The organism is Pseudomonas sp. GW821-FHT11D10, from assembly GCF_058808435.1.
In genome coordinates, this window is sequence record NZ_JBXARR010000002.1 from 239,171 (window position 1) to 253,723 (window position 14,553).

The following is a 14,553-nucleotide window of genomic DNA, read 5'->3' on the forward strand; positions in this document are numbered from 1 at the left end:
CCTCACGCCTTGTCCGCGACGGGCGCAGGCGCCGCCGGCAAGGTGAACCCGGACACCGAGCGACGCAGCTGGCTGGCCATTTTCGCCAGGTTGCCGATGCTCTCGGCGGTGGCCGTGGAGCCGGACGAGGTCTGCGAGGTGATCTGCTGGATCACGTTCATCGTCAGGGAAATCTGCCCGGCCGAAGACGTCTGCTGCTGCGCCGCGTTGGAAATGCTCTGGATCAGCGCCGCGAGGGTCTTGGACACGCCTTCGATTTCTTCCAGGGCCACACCGGCATCCTGCGCCAGCCGCGCGCCGCGCACCACTTCGGTGGTGGTCTGTTCCATGGAAATCACGGCTTCGTTGGTGTCGGTCTGGATCGCCCGCACCAGCGTCTCGATCTGCCGGGTCGCGGCGGAGGAACGCTCGGCCAGCCGCTGCACTTCGTCGGCCACCACGGCAAAACCGCGCCCGGCGTCACCGGCCATCGAGGCCTGAATCGCCGCGTTGAGGGCGAGTATGTTGGTCTGATCGGCAATGTCATCGATCAGGCTGACGATGTCGCCGATTTCCTGGGACGACTCGCCCAGACGCTTGATGCGTTTGGCAGTGTCCTGAATCTGTTCACGGATGTTGTCCATGCCGTGGATGGTGTTGTGCACCACCTCGTTGCCTTTGTTGGCGATCTCCACCGAACGCTCGGCCACTGCCGAGGACTCGGCGGCGTTGGCCGACACCTGATCGATGGACTGGGCCATGTCGCTGATCGCGGTCGAGGCTTCGGAAATCTGCTGGGCCTGATGCTCCGAGGCCTGGGCCAGGTGCATGGCGGTGGCCTGGGTTTCCTGCACCGCAGCGGCGACCTGGCCGGCGGTGAGGTTGATGGTGGCGACCAGATCACGCAACTGGTCGACCGAATAGTTGATCGAGTCGGCGATGGTGCCGGTGAAGTCTTCGGTCACCGAGGCGGTTACCGTCAGGTCGCCGTCGGCGAGGTCTTCGATCTCGTCGAGCAGGCGCATGATCGCGTTCTGGTTGCGTTCGTTCTTCTCGGCGGTCTCGCGCAACTGACGGTTGGTTTCCCGGACCATGACCATGCCGATCAGGATGATCGAGGCCAGCGCCAGCAGACCCAGCACATAGCCGCCGATGGTGTCGGTGTTGCGCCCGCCGGCGAGGTTTTCGAAACGGCTGGCCAGGTGCGAGGCTTCGTCGAGCAGGGTCTGCGACAGGCTGAAGATATTGGTGGCCGACTCACGGACCTTGAACAGCTCCGGCGAGGTTTCGAGGATTTCATCCACCGAACCCGAGACGAACTGGAACAGTTCGGAAATCTCGCTCAAACGCGCGCGCGCGTCGCGGTCTTCAACCTGGCTGATCTTCAGCGTCGAGTTACCTTGCAGCATGCCATTAAGCACCTGACCGAAGCGTGCGGCATCGCGACCGAACGCGTCGGCGGCCTGCTGGGAGTTTTCATCGCCGGAAAGCACGGTGTTCACCGCGCCGAGAATCCGTTCGGCCAGCAGCGACTGACGCTGGGCCATCGCCACCTGCGCCGCCGGCGCACCGCGTTGCAGGAGGATTTCCACGACCTTTTCGTATTCGATCTGCAATTGCGGCACGGTTTCGGCCAGGGTCGCGGCCACCTGATGCAGGGACAGCACGGTCTGCTCGCTGGAGAGAATCGCGTCGGTGTTTTTCAGCAGGCGTTCCCAGTCCAGCTGCACGGCGCGCATTTCCGGGCGCACGGTGGACGGCGCCGGCGGCAGGCCGGTGGCCGGGTCGCCTTTTTTCAGGTAGCCCCAGCGCTGGGCAAAATCGTTGCGCGCGTCGCTCAACAGTTTGAACGCGGCAGCCTTGCCGGCGGCGGCTTCGGTGGCGTTCTTGGCAATCCGCTGCGACAGCACCCGCAGCTCGCCGGCGTGGCCGATGTACTGCTTGTCGTAGTTGGCCTGGGTGTTGAGGTAAGCGAAGTTGGCGAACAGCAGCATGATGAACACGATCAGTGCGATGAACAGCACGATGATCTGCGAGCGGCTGCGCGAGCCTTCTGCGGGCTTGCCTGTTTTTGCTTTGATCATCGGTCCTCGCCTGTTAAACCGCGACGTGCATGAAACTCGGTGACTGCGCCAGTGCAAACAGGCTGAACACCCGCCAGTTCTGCTCGCGCCGGAAATAGCCCTTGATGAACTCGCCCTTGGAGCCTTGCCGTTTGCTGATCGAGACGGATTCGAAACTGTCCTGCTCGAAGTGCTGCAGGCCGAAGACTTCATCGACCAGCAACCCGGCAAACACGTCCTGATGCTCTACCACCAATACCCGCCGCTGTTTGCGCATCGGTGACAGCTCATGGCCGAAAAAGCCGCACAGGTCCATGACCGGCAGCAGCCGCCCGCGCAGGTTGGCCACGCCCTTGACCCACGGCTTGACGCCCGGCAGCTGGGTGACGCGCAGTTCAGGCAGCACTTCGCTGACTTCGCCCATCGGCGTGACGTACCAGTGCTCGCCCAGACGAAAGCCGATACCGCTCCAGCGATCCTGGCGCGCCGGTTGCGACGGCAGGTCCGCCGCCAGCAGGCGACAGCGCTGGTCGATCTGCCACAACAGCTCGAACGCGGTCAGCGATTCGCTCATGGCGGCGCGATCAACCGGCCAGCACGTTGTTCAGGGTCTTGATCAGCGTGTCTTCGTCGACCGGTTTGGTCAGGTAGTCCTTGGCGCCCTGGCGGGTGCCCCAGACCTTGTCGGTCTCCTGATCCTTGGTGGTGATGATGATCACCGGGATGTGGCTGGTTTCCGCATCCTTGGTCAACTGACGGGTAGCCTGAAAGCCGTTGAGGCCGGGCATGACGATGTCCATCAGCACCGCGTCGGGTTTTTCCTGGCGGGCCAGGGCCACGCCGTCGGCGCCGTTTTCGGCTTTCAGCACTTCGTGCCCGTGCTTTTCCAGCATGCCGGTGAGTTTGTACATTTCGGTCGGCGAATCATCGACGATCAGGATACGTGCCATGGTCTTCCCCATTTTTTCTTGTCGACACCGGGCCCGCTGGCCGAGCGTCTCTGTGCGTGTCTTACTGCGGCAAAGCGGCAGCGAAGCCCGGAACATGGGCCGAAATCGCGTCGAGCAGTTCTTCCTTGCTGAAAGGCTTGGTCAAAAATTGATCGGAACCGACAATCCGCCCCTTGGCCTTGTCGAACAGCCCGTCCCGGGACGACAGCATGATCACCGGCGTGCCCTTGAACGCATTGTTGTTCTTGATTAAAGCGCAGGTCTGATAACCATCCAGACGCGGCATCATGATGTCGACAAAGATGATCCCGGGATGGTGGTCGGCGATCTTCGCCAGGGCGTCAAAACCGTCGATCGCGGTGATGACTTCGCACCCTGCATTTTTCAACAGGGTCTCGGCGGTGCGACGAATCGTTTTCGAGTCGTCGATCACCATGACCTTCAAGGCGCTGGACTGCTGTTCCATAAGGGGGCTCTACCGTCGCCTTTGCGAATCAATTTGTCCGTTTTGCGATGCGTAATGGCTGGAAACCCTTGATGTTCAAGGGCCAGCACGACATGGCAGCCTTTTTAGCACAGTCTCCTGATCCAATCTATCGACGGGTTTTTCCTTGACCGAAAACCCGCCCGGCGCCACTCTGGCGGCACTTTTTTCATACCGATCCGGTAGCCAATTTTCGAGGAAAACCCAATGAGCGTTCGCGTCGGGATTGTCATGGACCCTATCGCCAGCATTTCCTATAAAAAGGATAGCTCGCTGGCCATGCTGCTGGCGGCGCAGAAGCGCGGCTGGGAACTGTTCTATATGGAACAGAAAGACCTTTATCAGGGTGAAGGCCAGGCACGGGCGCGGATGAAGCCGCTGAAAGTCTTCGCCAACCCGGAAAAATGGTTCGAACTGGGCACCGAGCAGGATTCGCCGCTCAGCGACCTGAACGTGATCCTGATGCGCAAGGATCCGCCGTTCGACATGGAGTTCGTCTACTCCACCTACCTGCTCGAACAGGCCGAGTCCGCCGGGGTGCTGGTGGTCAACAAGCCGCAGAGCCTGCGCGACTGCAACGAAAAGCTGTTCGCCACGCTGTTCCCGCAGTGCACGCCGCCGACCGTGGTCAGTCGCCGCGCCGACGTGCTGCGTGAATTCGCCGCCAAACATGGCGACGTGATCCTCAAGCCGCTGGACGGCATGGGCGGCACCTCGATCTTCCGTCACCGCGCCGGCGATCCGAACCTGTCGGTGATTCTGGAAACCCTGACCGCCCTCGGTGCCCAGCAGATCATGGGCCAGGCCTACCTGCCGGCGATCAAGGACGGCGACAAGCGCATCCTGATGATCGACGGCGAGCCGGTGGATTACTGCCTGGCGCGGATTCCGGCCCAGGGCGAAACCCGTGGCAACCTCGCGGCCGGTGGTCGTGGCGAAGCTCGTCCGTTGACCGACAAGGATCGTTGGATCGCCGCCCAGGTCGGCCCGACCTTGCGCGAAAAAGGCCTGCTGTTCGTCGGCCTGGACGTGATCGGCGAGCACCTGACCGAAATCAACGTCACCAGCCCGACCTGCATCCGCGAAATCGACAATGCCTTCGGCACCGACATCGGCGGCCTGCTGATGGATGCCATCGAGAAAAAGCTGCAAGCTTGATGTGCATCACATGCAGCCTGTCGCTTGATGCTTGAAGCCCAAGGCGTGAAACCAACATTGCGTTATCATGCGCGGCCTGTGAAAAACGCGATGTTGGTTTTCTTGTCATGACACTTCCGTCCGATCTGCCCGCTGAACTCGCCCATAAAGGCGTGCGCCCGGTCGATCGCCTCGGATTTACCCTGTTTCTCGCGGCGCTCATCCATCTGGCGCTGCTGCTCGGCGTGGGCTTCACCATGGTCGAGCCCAAGCAGATCAGCAAAACCCTGGAAATCACCCTCGCCACCTTCAAGAGCGAAAAGAAGCCGGCGAAGGCTGACTTCCTCGCCCAGGAAAACCAGGAAGGCAGCGGCACCCTCGACAAGAAGGCGATCCCCAAAACCACCGAGGTCGCGCCGTTCCAGGACAATCAGGTCAAGAAAGTCACCCCGCCGCCGGCCGCCAAGCCGGAAGTGCAGGAAGCCGCGCCCAAGGCGGCCGTGACCACCGTCGCGCCGAAACCGAAAAAGGCGCCGACCAAGAAAGAAGAAGCCAAGACCGAGACCAAACCGACGGTCGACGCCCCGACTTTCGACAGCTCGCAGCTCTCCAGTGATATCGCCAGCCTCGAAGCCGAACTGGCCAACGAACAACAGCTGTACGCCAAGCGCCCGCGCATCCACCGCCTGAGCGCCGCCTCGACCATGCGCGACAAGGGCGCCTGGTACAAGGACGAATGGCGCAAGAAGGTCGAGCGCATCGGCAACCTCAATTACCCCGACGAAGCCCGGCGCAAGCAGATCTACGGCAATCTGCGCCTGATGGTGTCGATCAACCGCGACGGCTCGCTGTACGAAGTGCTGGTGCTGGAGTCTTCCGGCCAGCCGCTGCTGGATCAGGCGGCGCAGCGCATCGTGCGACTGGCGGCACCGTTCGCACCATTTACCGGGGACCTGTCGGACATCGACCGGCTGGAAATCATCCGCACCTGGAAATTCGCCCGGGGCGACCGGCTGTCCAGTAACTGAGTCGATCTTTTGCCCGCTCCAGCTTGTCAGTTCGCCCCCCGAACGCCACACTAGCGCACATGAAAAACGTCAGCCCCAGCTACCTCAAGCATCACTTCCTGATCGCCATGCCACACATGGCCGACCCGAACTTTGCCCACACCTTGACCTACATCGTCGAGCACACGGCCAATGGCGCCATGGGGCTGGTGGTCAACCGACCGCAAGAGCTGAATCTGGCCGACATCCTCGAACAACTGCGCCCGGACATCGATCCGCCGGCGCTGTGCCAGCATGTGCCGATCTTCATCGGCGGCCCGGTGCAGACTGATCGCGGTTTTGTCCTGCACCCGGCGGGCAAGACGTTCCAGGCTACCGTTGAGCTGGAGGGCGATCTGGCCCTGTCCACCTCGCAGGACGTGCTGTTCGCCATCGCCGACGGCGTAGGCCCGGCCAAAAGCGTCATCACCCTCGGTTATGCCGGTTGGGAAGCCGGTCAGCTGGAGGCCGAACTGGCCGACAATGCCTGGCTGACCTGCCCGTACGACGCCGACATCCTGTTCAACACCAGCAGTGAACTGCGCCTGGAAGCGGCGGCCAAGCATCTGGGGATCAACCTCAGCCTGCTGACCAGCCAGGCAGGACACGCCTGATGGCCCTGCGCCTGATCCTCGGCTTCGACTACGGCACCAAACAGATCGGCGTGGCGGTCGGCCAGGTGATTACCGGCCAGGCCCGCGAACTGTGCACCTTGAAGGCGCAAAACGGTGTGCCGGACTGGAATCAGGTCGAAGCCCTGATAAAGGAATGGAAACCCGACGCCGTGGTGGTCGGCCTGCCGCTGAACATGGACGGTACGCCCAGCGAGATGTGCGCCCGCGCCGAAAAATTCGCCCGCCGCCTCAACGGCCGCTTCAACTTGCCTTTCTATACCCACGACGAACGCCTGACGACCTTCGAAGCCAAGGGCGAGCGGCTGGTGCGCGGCGGACAGAAAGGCAGCTACCGCGACAACCCGGTGGACGCCATCGCCGCCGCCCTGCTGCTGCAAGGCTGGCTCGACGAAAACACCGCACTATTTGAATCCTGACAAGCGCTACGGCGCTTTTCTTTTGGTTACAACCCGAGCCCCGGTTCGCGAGAACCGGCTCGACCCCAAGAAGGAGCAACCATGAGCCTGCCCAATCCCGCCGATCTGATCAGCCAGATGGCGACCCGCCTCAAGGCGCACCTTGCCCAGCGTGATATCAGCGAACCGCGTTACATCGGCATCCGCACCGGCGGCGTCTGGGTCGCCCAGGCCCTGCTCGCAGAACTGGGCAGCGACGCGCCATTGGGCACGCTGGATGTTTCCTTCTACCGCGACGACTTCAGCCAGAACGGCCTGCACCCGCAAGTGCGCCCGTCCGCCCTGCCCTTCGAAATCGAAGGCCAGCATCTGGTGCTGATCGACGACGTACTGATGAGCGGCCGGACCATCCGCGCCGCCATGAACGAACTGTTCGACTACGGCCGCCCGGCCAGCGTGACGCTGGTCTGCCTGCTGGACCTGGATGCCGGCGAACTGCCGATCCGTCCGAACGTGGTCGGCGCGACCCTGTCGCTGGCCGCCCACGAGCGGGTCAAGCTGTCCGGGCCGGAGCTGGCCCTCGAACTGCAAGACCTTGCCCTTTAATCCGCCCTATTGAGAGTCCCCCTCGCGATGACGCCTCTAGATACCAAGCGCCCGCTGCAGCTCAATGATCAGGGCCAGCTGCGCCACTTCCTCTCGCTCGACGGCCTGCGCCGCGAGTTGCTGACGGAAATCCTCGACACCGCCGACTCGTTCCTCGAAGTCGGCGCCCGGGCCGTGAAGAAGGTCCCGTTGCTGCGCGGCAAGACCGTGTGCAACGTGTTCTTCGAAAACTCGACCCGCACCCGCACCACTTTCGAACTGGCGGCCCAGCGGCTGTCGGCGGACGTGATCACCCTGAACGTGTCGACCTCGTCGGCCAGCAAGGGCGAAACCCTGCTCGACACCCTGCGCAATCTGGAAGCCATGGCCGCCGACATGTTCGTCGTGCGCCACGGTGACTCCGGCGCTGCGCACTTCATCGCCGAGCATGTCTGCCCGCAAGTGGCGATCATCAACGGCGGCGACGGCCGGCACGCGCACCCGACCCAGGGCATGCTCGACATGCTGACCATCCGCCGCCACAAGGGCGGTTTCGAGAACCTCTCGGTGGCCATCGTCGGCGACATCCTGCACTCGCGGGTGGCGCGCTCGAACATGCTCGCCCTGAAGACCCTCGGCTGCCCGGACATCCGCGTGATCGCGCCGAAGACCCTGCTGCCGATCGGCATCGAGCAGTACGGCGTGAAGGTCTACACCGACATGACCGAAGGCCTGAAAGACGTCGACGTGGTGATCATGCTGCGCCTGCAGCGTGAGCGCATGACCGGCGGCCTGCTGCCGAGCGAAGGCGAGTTCTACCGCCTGTTCGGCCTGACCACCGCGCGCCTGGCCGGCGCCAAGCCCGATTGCATCGTCATGCACCCGGGTCCGATCAACCGCGGCGTGGAGATCGAATCGGCAGTGGCCGACGGCCCGCACTCGGTGATCCTCAATCAAGTCACCTACGGCATCGCGATCCGTATGGCCGTGTTGTCGATGGCCATGAGCGGACAAACAGCGCAGCGTCAATTCGAGCAGGAGAACGCCCAGTGAAGCTCAGCATTCTCGGCGCCCGCGTCATCGACCCAAGCAGCGGCCTGGATCAAATCACCGATATTCACGTTGAAGCCTGCAAGATCGTCGCCCTCGGCGCTGCACCGGTCGGTTTCACCGCCGTCGAAACCATCGACGCCCAAGGCCTTGTTGCCGCTCCAGGTCTCGTAGACCTGAACGTCGCCCTGCGCGAGCCGGGCTACAGCCGCAAAGGCACCATCGCCAGCGAAACCCGCGCGGCTGCGGCAGGTGGCGTGACCAGCCTGTGCTGCCCGCCGAAAACCAAACCCGTGCTTGACACCTCCGCCGTGGCCGAACTGATCCTCGACCGCGCCCGCGAGGCCGGCAACACCAAGGTGTTCCCGATCGGCGCGCTGAGCAAAGGTCTGGATGGTGAACAACTGGCCGAGCTGGTCGCCCTGCGCGACGCCGGTTGCGTGGCCTTCGGCAACGGCCTCGAAAGCTTCCGCAACACCCGCACCCTCTGCCGGGCGCTGGATTACGCGGCGACCTTCGACCTGACGGTGATTTTCAACTCCCAGGATCACGACCTCGCCGACGGCGGCCTGGCCCACGAAGGCGCCACCGCCAGTTTCCTCGGCCTGCCGGGCATCCCAGAAACCGCTGAAACCGTGGCCCTGGCCCGGGATCTGCTGCTGGTCGAGCAGACCGGCGTGCGTGCGCACTTCAGCCAGCTGACCAGTGCTCGCGGCGTGGCCCTGATCGCTCAAGCCCAGGCCCGTGGTTTGAAAGTCACGGCGGATGTCGCCCTGTATCAACTGATCCTGACGGACGAAGCGCTGATCGACTTCAGCAGCCTGTACCACGTGCAACCGCCGCTGCGCACCCGCGCCGACCGCGACGGTCTGCGTGAAGCGGTGAAGTCCGGCGTGGTCTCGGCCATCTCCAGCCATCACCAGCCCCAAGAGCGCGATGCCAAACTGGCACCGTTCGGCGCGACCGAGCCGGGCATCAGCAGCGTCGAGCTGTTGCTGCCGCTGGCGATGACCCTGGTCGAGGATGGCCTGCTGGACCTGCCGACCCTGCTGGCCCGCCTGAGCGCCGGCCCGGCCGAGGCCCTGCGCCTGCCGGCGGGCAAACTGGCGGTCGGCGGCGCGGCGGATATCGTGCTGTTCGATCCGAAGGCTTCGACCGTTGCCGGTGAAACCTGGCTGTCGAAAGGCGAGAACTGCCCGTTCCTAGGCCATAGCCTGCCGGGTGTGGTGCGTTACACCTTGGTGGATGGCCGGATCAGCCACCAGGCGTAAAAAAATAGCGAGGGAGCCAGCTCCCTCGCCATCACTTACTGAAAGGCGCCCCGCCCTTCGGCATTACGCACGGACACCTGATCGTTCAGCGTCCAGAAGTCATACAGCACCCCCAGAAAGAACAACCCGCCGGTCAGCAGGTACACCAATCCGCTGATCCACTTGCCCTGATACATCCGGTGCACGCCGAGCGCGCCGAGAAAGGTCAGGAGAATCCACGCCACGTTGTACTCGATCGGCCCCGCCGTGAAACGCAGGTCGGCTTCGCGATCCATCGCCGGGATCAGAAACACGTCGATCAGCCAGCCGATCCCCAGCAACCCGAAGGTGAAAAACCAGATCGTGCCGGTCACCGGTTTGCCGTAATAGAAGCGGTGTGAGCCTGTGAAACCGAAAATCCACAACAGGTAACCGATCACCTTGCTATGGGTGTCTTTTTCCTTCACACGGGGCAGCTGATAGCCGTTCATTAAGACCTCGATACACGCGATAGATAAATATTCTTTAATTCTTTGTGACTTTTTTACAGGTAGCCGACGTATGGCAAATGCTACCGTGTCTCCCGTCAAAGCCTTATAGCACCGGACTCCTGTCCGACAATTGCGTCTTTTTGCCGCTTATTTGGTTCCGTTGGCACCCGATTGAATCGACCAACGGCCTCGGAAGGGACAAAAAAGCTGTTATAAAGTTGCGCGCTATCACATGAAGAGCCCTGCCTAATGCGTCCATTTTTCAAGACATGGCTAACTATTTGCCTATTAATGCCACTGGCCGCCCACGCCACCAATCGTGAGCAACGTCTTCCAAACGTTAACGGTTTCACCCCTAAATCCCATGCCTCTGCTCCTTCGAACAAAGGCAAACAGGTCAAACACACCACGCTGAGCAGCAACGGCCGCAGCAAGCTGGTGCCACCGATGGCGACCAAGGAAAGCAGCAACGTCCTCAGTCGCGCGGTAAACGTCCTCGGTACACCCTACCGTTGGGGCGGCAGCAGCCCGAGTAAAGGCTTCGACTGCAGCGGTCTGGTGAAATACGCGTTCAACGACGCCACGTTCGACCTGCCACGCACCTCGAACGCCATGGCCAGCGGTCACGGCGAGAAAGTCGAACGCAAGGACCTGAAGCCGGGCGACCTGATTTTCTTCAACATCAAGAGCCGTCGGGTCAATCACGTTGCCATCTACCTGGGCAACGACCGTTTCATCCATGCGCCACGGCGCGGCAAGTCGGTGAGCATCGACACACTGAACAAGCCGTACTGGGAAAAGCATTACGTGGTGGCCAAACGCGTATTGCCGAAAGAACAGGGGCAGATGCGCGTCGTTCAGCGCTGATTGCTCAGACACAAAAAATCGCAGCCCTCGGGCTGCGATTTTTTTTGCCTAGAAGTTATCCGGCGTGCGCGCCTTCTCCCGCGCATGTTCACGGCTGATCAAGCCCTTGGTCACCAGATCCTTCAGGCACATGTCGAGTGTCTGCATCCCCAGCGAGCCACCGGTCTGTATCGCCGAGTACATCTGCGCCACCTTGTCCTCGCGGATCAGGTTACGGATCGCCGACGTCCCCAGCATGATCTCGTGCGCCGCCACCCGGCCGCCGCCGATCTTCTTGATCAGCGTCTGCGACACCACCGCCAGCAGCGACTCCGAGAGCATCGAGCGCACCATGGATTTTTCGTCCCCGGGGAACACGTCCACCACGCGGTCGATGGTCTTGGCCGCCGACGTGGTGTGCAAGGTGCCGAACACCAGGTGTCCGGTTTCGGCGGCGGTGAGTGCCAGGCGGATGGTTTCCAGATCGCGCATCTCACCCACCAGGATCACGTCCGGGTCTTCGCGCAGTGCCGAACGCAACGCGGTGGCGAAACTGCGGGTATCGCGATGGACTTCGCGCTGATTGATCAGGCATTTGCGCGATTCGTGAACGAATTCGATCGGATCCTCGATGGTCAGGATGTGGTGATGACGATGGGTGTTGAGGTAATCGATCATCGCCGCCAGGGTCGTGGACTTGCCGGAGCCGGTCGGCCCGGTCACCAGTACCAGCCCGCGCGGCGCATCGGTGATCTTGCGGAAGACGTCGCCCATGGCGAGGTCTTCCATGCTCAGCACTTTCGACGGGATGGTCCGGAACACCGCGCCGGCGCCACGGTTCTGGTTGAAGGCATTGACCCGAAAGCGCGCCACGCCGGGGACTTCGAAGGAAAAGTCGGTTTCCAGATGTTTCTCGAAGTCCACCCGCTGAGTGTCGTTCATGATGTCGTAGATCAGCTCGTGCACTTGCTTGTGATCCAGCGCCGGCAGATTGATCCGCCGCACATCGCCATCCACGCGGATCATCGGCGGCAGACCGGCCGACAGGTGCAGGTCGGAAGCGCCCTGTTTGGCGCTGAAGGCCAGCAGTTCAGTGATATCCATAGCGTCCCTCAATTCCAGTAGAATGCCGCGAACCTTCAGACCGCTGGCGCCTCTTGATGTCCACGATAGCAGACAACATTCAACTGGTTAGTTCGCGAATCCAGGCAGCCGTCAAAGCCGCCGGACGCGATGAAAACAGCGTCCAGCTGCTGGCCGTGAGCAAGACCAAACCGGCCGAAGCCCTGCGCGAAGCGTACGCCGCCGGCCTGCGCGACTTCGGCGAGAACTACCTGCAAGAGGCCCTCGGCAAACAGCTCGAACTGGCCGACCTGCCCTTGATCTGGCACTTCATCGGCCCCATTCAGTCGAACAAGACCCGCTCGATTGCCGAGCATTTCGCCTGGGTGCACTCCGTGGATCGTCTGAAAATCGCCCAACGCCTGTCCGAGCAACGCCCGGCGGATCTGCCGCCACTGAACATCTGCATTCAGGTCAACGTCAGCGGTGAAGCCAGCAAGTCCGGCTGCACGCCGCAAGATCTCCCGGCGCTGGCCCAGGCCATCAGCGCCCTGCCGCGCCTGAAGCTGTGCGGGCTGATGGCAATTCCCGAGCCGACTGAAGATCGCGCCGAGCAGGATGCTGCATTCGCCGCCGTTCAGAAGTTGCAGGCAAGCCTCGATATGCCGCTCGACACACTTTCCATGGGCATGAGCCACGACCTCGAGTCGGCCATTGCCCAGGGCGCCACCTGGGTCCGTATCGGTACGGCCCTGTTCGGCGCCCGCGACTATTCCCAATCTTGAACATTTCCAGATAAGGACCTGACATGAGCAACACACGTATTGCCTTTATCGGTGCCGGCAACATGGCCGCCAGCCTGATCGGCGGCCTGCGGGCCAAGGGTCTGGAAGCTGCACGGATTCGCGCCAGCGATCCGGGCGAAGAAACCCGCGCCAAAGTCAGCGCCGAACACGGCATCGAAACCTTCGCCGACAACGCCCAGGCCATCGACGGCGCTGACGTGGTGGTACTGGCGGTCAAGCCACAAGCCATGAAAGCCGTGTGCGAAGCGATTCGCCCGAGCCTGAAACCGAATCAACTGGTGGTCTCCATCGCCGCCGGCATCACCTGCGCCAGCATGACCGCATGGCTCGGCGAGCAGCCGATCGTGCGCTGCATGCCGAACACCCCGGCGCTGCTGCGTCAGGGCGTGAGCGGTTTGTACGCCACCGGCGCAGTGAGTGCCGAACAACGCCAGCAGGCTGAAGAGCTGCTGTCCGCCGTCGGCATCGCCCTGTGGCTGAACGAAGAGCAGCAACTGGACGCGGTCACCGCCGTCTCCGGCTCCGGCCCGGCGTATTTCTTCCTGCTGATCGAAGCCATGACCGCCGCCGGCGTCAAACTTGGCCTGCCGAAGGAAACCGCCGAGCAACTGACCTTGCAGACCGCTCTGGGCGCTGCGCACATGGCCGTGTCCAGCGACGTCGACGCCGCCGAACTGCGCCGCCGCGTGACCTCGCCAGCGGGCACCACGGAAGCTGCGATCAAATCGTTCCAGGCCGGCGGCTTCGAAGCCCTGGTGGAAAAAGCACTCGGCGCCGCCGCGCACCGCTCGGCCGAAATGGCCGAACAACTGGGCAAATAAGGAGCCTTACATGATTGGATTGAACACCGCAGCGGTCTACGTGCTGCAAACCCTCGGCAGCCTGTATCTGCTGATCGTGCTGCTGCGCTTCGTCCTGCAACTGGTGCGGGCGAACTTCTACAACCCGCTGTGCCAGTTCGTGGTCAAGGCCACCCAGCCGCTGCTGAAGCCACTGCGCCGGATCATCCCGAGCATGTTCGGCCTCGACATGTCGTCGCTGGTGCTGGCGATTCTCGTGCAACTGGCGCTGATGGCGCTGACCCTGCTGCTGACCTACGGCACCACCGGCAACCCGCTGCAACTGCTGATCTGGTCGCTGATCGGCGTGACGGCGCTGTTCCTGAAGATTTTCTTCTGGGCCATGATCATCAGCATCATCCTGTCCTGGGTCGCACCGGGCAGCCACAATCCGGGCGCCGAACTGGTGAACCAGATCTGCGAACCGGCCTTGGCGCCGTTCCGCCGCATCGTGCCGAACCTCGGTGGTCTGGACCTGTCGCCGATCTTCGCCTTCCTCGTGCTGAAGCTGATCGACATGCTGGTGATCAACAACCTCGCGGCGATGACAATGATGCCGGAAATCCTGCGCCTGCTGATGTGAGCTGGTTTCGCTGGGACGGTGACGACCTGATTCTGGAATGTCACCTGCAACCGGCCGCCCGCAGCGATGATTTCTGCGGGCTGCACGGTGATCGCCTGAAGATCCGCCTGACCGCGCCGCCGGTCGAGGGCAAGGCCAATGCCTATCTGATGGGGTTTCTGGCCAAGGCTTTTGGGGTTTCCAAGAGCCAGGTCAGTTTGCTCAGCGGCGAGCTGAACCGGCAGAAGCGAGTGCGCGTCAGCGCACCGAAAAAGCTGCCGGATCTGCCGGGGCTCTGCCGCCCCTGATCGTTGCTTGCCGCTAACCCCACCGGTCTTTAGACTTACGCCTCATTTCAACGAGAGCAGGGTCG

The 14,553-nt window shown here is 62.4% G+C and carries 18 protein-coding genes; 12 read left to right on the top strand and 6 right to left on the bottom strand.

Annotated features, from left to right (window positions below; translation table 11 throughout):
• Window positions 1–2 precede the first annotated feature (2 nt).
• From AC1RT4_RS07430 to pilG, 4 genes are all read right to left on the bottom strand, one after another.
• The gene (locus tag AC1RT4_RS07430) at window positions 3–2,063 is read right to left on the bottom strand and encodes a methyl-accepting chemotaxis protein (protein WP_493084722.1); all 2,061 of its coding nucleotides are present in this window, start codon (window positions 2,061–2,063) and stop codon (window positions 3–5) included.
• A gap of 13 nt (window positions 2,064–2,076) precedes the next feature.
• Window positions 2,077–2,616 (bottom strand): chemotaxis protein CheW, encoded by a 540-nt coding sequence (locus tag AC1RT4_RS07435; RefSeq protein WP_007953327.1) that lies wholly within the window; start codon window positions 2,614–2,616, stop codon window positions 2,077–2,079.
• 10 nt (window positions 2,617–2,626) lie between these two features.
• Window positions 2,627–2,992, bottom strand: a complete 366-nt coding sequence (gene pilH / locus AC1RT4_RS07440; protein WP_007953328.1) for a twitching motility response regulator PilH — start codon at window positions 2,990–2,992, stop codon at window positions 2,627–2,629.
• Window positions 2,993–3,053: 61 nt separating this feature from the next.
• Window positions 3,054–3,458 (bottom strand): twitching motility response regulator PilG, encoded by a 405-nt coding sequence (gene pilG, locus AC1RT4_RS07445; RefSeq protein ID WP_007953330.1) that lies wholly within the window; start codon window positions 3,456–3,458, stop codon window positions 3,054–3,056.
• Window positions 3,459–3,683: 225 nt separating this feature from the next.
• Between pilG and gshB the strand changes: the two genes are divergently transcribed.
• From gshB to AC1RT4_RS07480, 7 genes are all read left to right on the top strand, one after another.
• Window positions 3,684–4,634, top strand: a complete 951-nt coding sequence (gene gshB, locus AC1RT4_RS07450) for a glutathione synthase (RefSeq protein ID WP_221535388.1) — start codon at window positions 3,684–3,686, stop codon at window positions 4,632–4,634.
• A gap of 107 nt (window positions 4,635–4,741) precedes the next feature.
• Window positions 4,742–5,641, top strand: a complete 900-nt coding sequence (locus AC1RT4_RS07455) for an energy transducer TonB (RefSeq protein ID WP_007953332.1) — start codon at window positions 4,742–4,744, stop codon at window positions 5,639–5,641.
• A 59-nt stretch (window positions 5,642–5,700) separates the two neighbouring features.
• A complete protein-coding gene (locus AC1RT4_RS07460; RefSeq protein WP_039767938.1) occupies window positions 5,701–6,273 on the top strand; it encodes a YqgE/AlgH family protein in 573 nt (190 codons plus the stop codon).
• Window positions 6,273–6,710 carry a Holliday junction resolvase RuvX gene (gene ruvX / locus AC1RT4_RS07465; RefSeq protein ID WP_007953334.1) on the top strand — a complete coding sequence of 146 codons (438 nt, stop codon included), beginning with the start codon at window positions 6,273–6,275 and terminating at the stop codon, window positions 6,708–6,710. The genes AC1RT4_RS07460 and ruvX overlap by 1 nt, the downstream gene beginning before the upstream one ends.
• An 81-nt stretch (window positions 6,711–6,791) precedes the next feature.
• Window positions 6,792–7,295, top strand: a complete 504-nt coding sequence (gene pyrR / locus AC1RT4_RS07470) for a bifunctional pyr operon transcriptional regulator/uracil phosphoribosyltransferase PyrR (RefSeq protein ID WP_007953335.1) — start codon at window positions 6,792–6,794, stop codon at window positions 7,293–7,295.
• 27 nt (window positions 7,296–7,322) lie between these two features.
• Window positions 7,323–8,327: an aspartate carbamoyltransferase catalytic subunit gene (locus AC1RT4_RS07475; protein ID WP_007913665.1), complete on the top strand. Its 1,005-nt coding sequence runs from the start codon at window positions 7,323–7,325 to the stop codon at window positions 8,325–8,327.
• Window positions 8,324–9,595 (top strand): dihydroorotase, encoded by a 1,272-nt coding sequence (locus AC1RT4_RS07480; RefSeq protein WP_493084727.1) that lies wholly within the window; start codon window positions 8,324–8,326, stop codon window positions 9,593–9,595. Before AC1RT4_RS07475 ends, AC1RT4_RS07480 begins: the two co-directional genes overlap by 4 nt.
• A 35-nt stretch (window positions 9,596–9,630) precedes the next feature.
• Here AC1RT4_RS07480 and AC1RT4_RS07485 read toward each other — a convergent pair whose 3' ends face one another.
• On the bottom strand, window positions 9,631–10,065 hold the full coding sequence (locus tag AC1RT4_RS07485) for an NINE protein (RefSeq protein WP_493084729.1): 435 nt from the start codon (window positions 10,063–10,065) through the stop codon (window positions 9,631–9,633).
• 249 nt (window positions 10,066–10,314) lie between these two features.
• Here AC1RT4_RS07485 and AC1RT4_RS07490 point away from each other — a divergent pair, with 249 nt between their 5' ends.
• Window positions 10,315–10,932, top strand: a complete 618-nt coding sequence (locus tag AC1RT4_RS07490; protein ID WP_007953345.1) for a C40 family peptidase — start codon at window positions 10,315–10,317, stop codon at window positions 10,930–10,932.
• Between the two features lie 48 nt (window positions 10,933–10,980).
• Here AC1RT4_RS07490 and AC1RT4_RS07495 read toward each other — a convergent pair whose 3' ends face one another.
• A complete protein-coding gene (locus AC1RT4_RS07495; protein WP_007953348.1) occupies window positions 10,981–12,015 on the bottom strand; it encodes a type IV pilus twitching motility protein PilT in 1,035 nt (344 codons plus the stop codon).
• A gap of 56 nt (window positions 12,016–12,071) precedes the next feature.
• Here AC1RT4_RS07495 and AC1RT4_RS07500 point away from each other — a divergent pair, with 56 nt between their 5' ends.
• The 4 genes from AC1RT4_RS07500 to AC1RT4_RS07515 are packed head-to-tail and all read left to right on the top strand — an operon-like array spanning window position 12,072 to window position 14,488.
• Entirely contained in the window at window positions 12,072–12,758 is a 687-nt protein-coding gene (locus AC1RT4_RS07500; protein WP_493084732.1) for a YggS family pyridoxal phosphate-dependent enzyme, read from the top strand.
• Between the two features lie 23 nt (window positions 12,759–12,781).
• Window positions 12,782–13,600 (top strand): pyrroline-5-carboxylate reductase, encoded by an 819-nt coding sequence (proC, locus tag AC1RT4_RS07505; protein ID WP_207984224.1) that lies wholly within the window; start codon window positions 12,782–12,784, stop codon window positions 13,598–13,600.
• Window positions 13,601–13,610: 10 nt separating this feature from the next.
• Entirely contained in the window at window positions 13,611–14,201 is a 591-nt protein-coding gene (locus AC1RT4_RS07510) for a YggT family protein (protein ID WP_459795200.1), read from the top strand.
• Window positions 14,198–14,488, top strand: a complete 291-nt coding sequence (locus AC1RT4_RS07515) for a DUF167 domain-containing protein (RefSeq protein ID WP_085646973.1) — start codon at window positions 14,198–14,200, stop codon at window positions 14,486–14,488. Before AC1RT4_RS07510 ends, AC1RT4_RS07515 begins: the two co-directional genes overlap by 4 nt.
• Window positions 14,489–14,553 lie beyond the last annotated feature (65 nt).

Coding starts and splice junctions, on each gene's coding strand:
- AC1RT4_RS07460 (WP_039767938.1), top strand. CDS start 5,701: ATGAAAAACGTCAGCCCCAGCTACCTCAAGCATCACTTCCTGATCGCC.
- AC1RT4_RS07485 (WP_493084729.1), bottom strand. CDS start 10,065: ATGAACGGCTATCAGCTGCCCCGTGTGAAGGAAAAAGACACCCATAGC.
- AC1RT4_RS07510 (WP_459795200.1), top strand. CDS start 13,611: ATGATTGGATTGAACACCGCAGCGGTCTACGTGCTGCAAACCCTCGGC.
- pyrR (WP_007953335.1), top strand. CDS start 6,792: ATGAGCCTGCCCAATCCCGCCGATCTGATCAGCCAGATGGCGACCCGC.
- AC1RT4_RS07430 (WP_493084722.1), bottom strand. CDS start 2,063: ATGATCAAAGCAAAAACAGGCAAGCCCGCAGAAGGCTCGCGCAGCCGC.
- pilH (WP_007953328.1), bottom strand. CDS start 2,992: ATGGCACGTATCCTGATCGTCGATGATTCGCCGACCGAAATGTACAAA.
- AC1RT4_RS07490 (WP_007953345.1), top strand. CDS start 10,315: ATGCGTCCATTTTTCAAGACATGGCTAACTATTTGCCTATTAATGCCA.
- proC (WP_207984224.1), top strand. CDS start 12,782: ATGAGCAACACACGTATTGCCTTTATCGGTGCCGGCAACATGGCCGCC.
- ruvX (WP_007953334.1), top strand. CDS start 6,273: ATGGCCCTGCGCCTGATCCTCGGCTTCGACTACGGCACCAAACAGATC.
- AC1RT4_RS07475 (WP_007913665.1), top strand. CDS start 7,323: ATGACGCCTCTAGATACCAAGCGCCCGCTGCAGCTCAATGATCAGGGC.
- AC1RT4_RS07500 (WP_493084732.1), top strand. CDS start 12,072: ATGTCCACGATAGCAGACAACATTCAACTGGTTAGTTCGCGAATCCAG.
- AC1RT4_RS07495 (WP_007953348.1), bottom strand. CDS start 12,015: ATGGATATCACTGAACTGCTGGCCTTCAGCGCCAAACAGGGCGCTTCC.
- gshB (WP_221535388.1), top strand. CDS start 3,684: ATGAGCGTTCGCGTCGGGATTGTCATGGACCCTATCGCCAGCATTTCC.
- AC1RT4_RS07435 (WP_007953327.1), bottom strand. CDS start 2,616: ATGAGCGAATCGCTGACCGCGTTCGAGCTGTTGTGGCAGATCGACCAG.
- pilG (WP_007953330.1), bottom strand. CDS start 3,458: ATGGAACAGCAGTCCAGCGCCTTGAAGGTCATGGTGATCGACGACTCG.
- AC1RT4_RS07455 (WP_007953332.1), top strand. CDS start 4,742: ATGACACTTCCGTCCGATCTGCCCGCTGAACTCGCCCATAAAGGCGTG.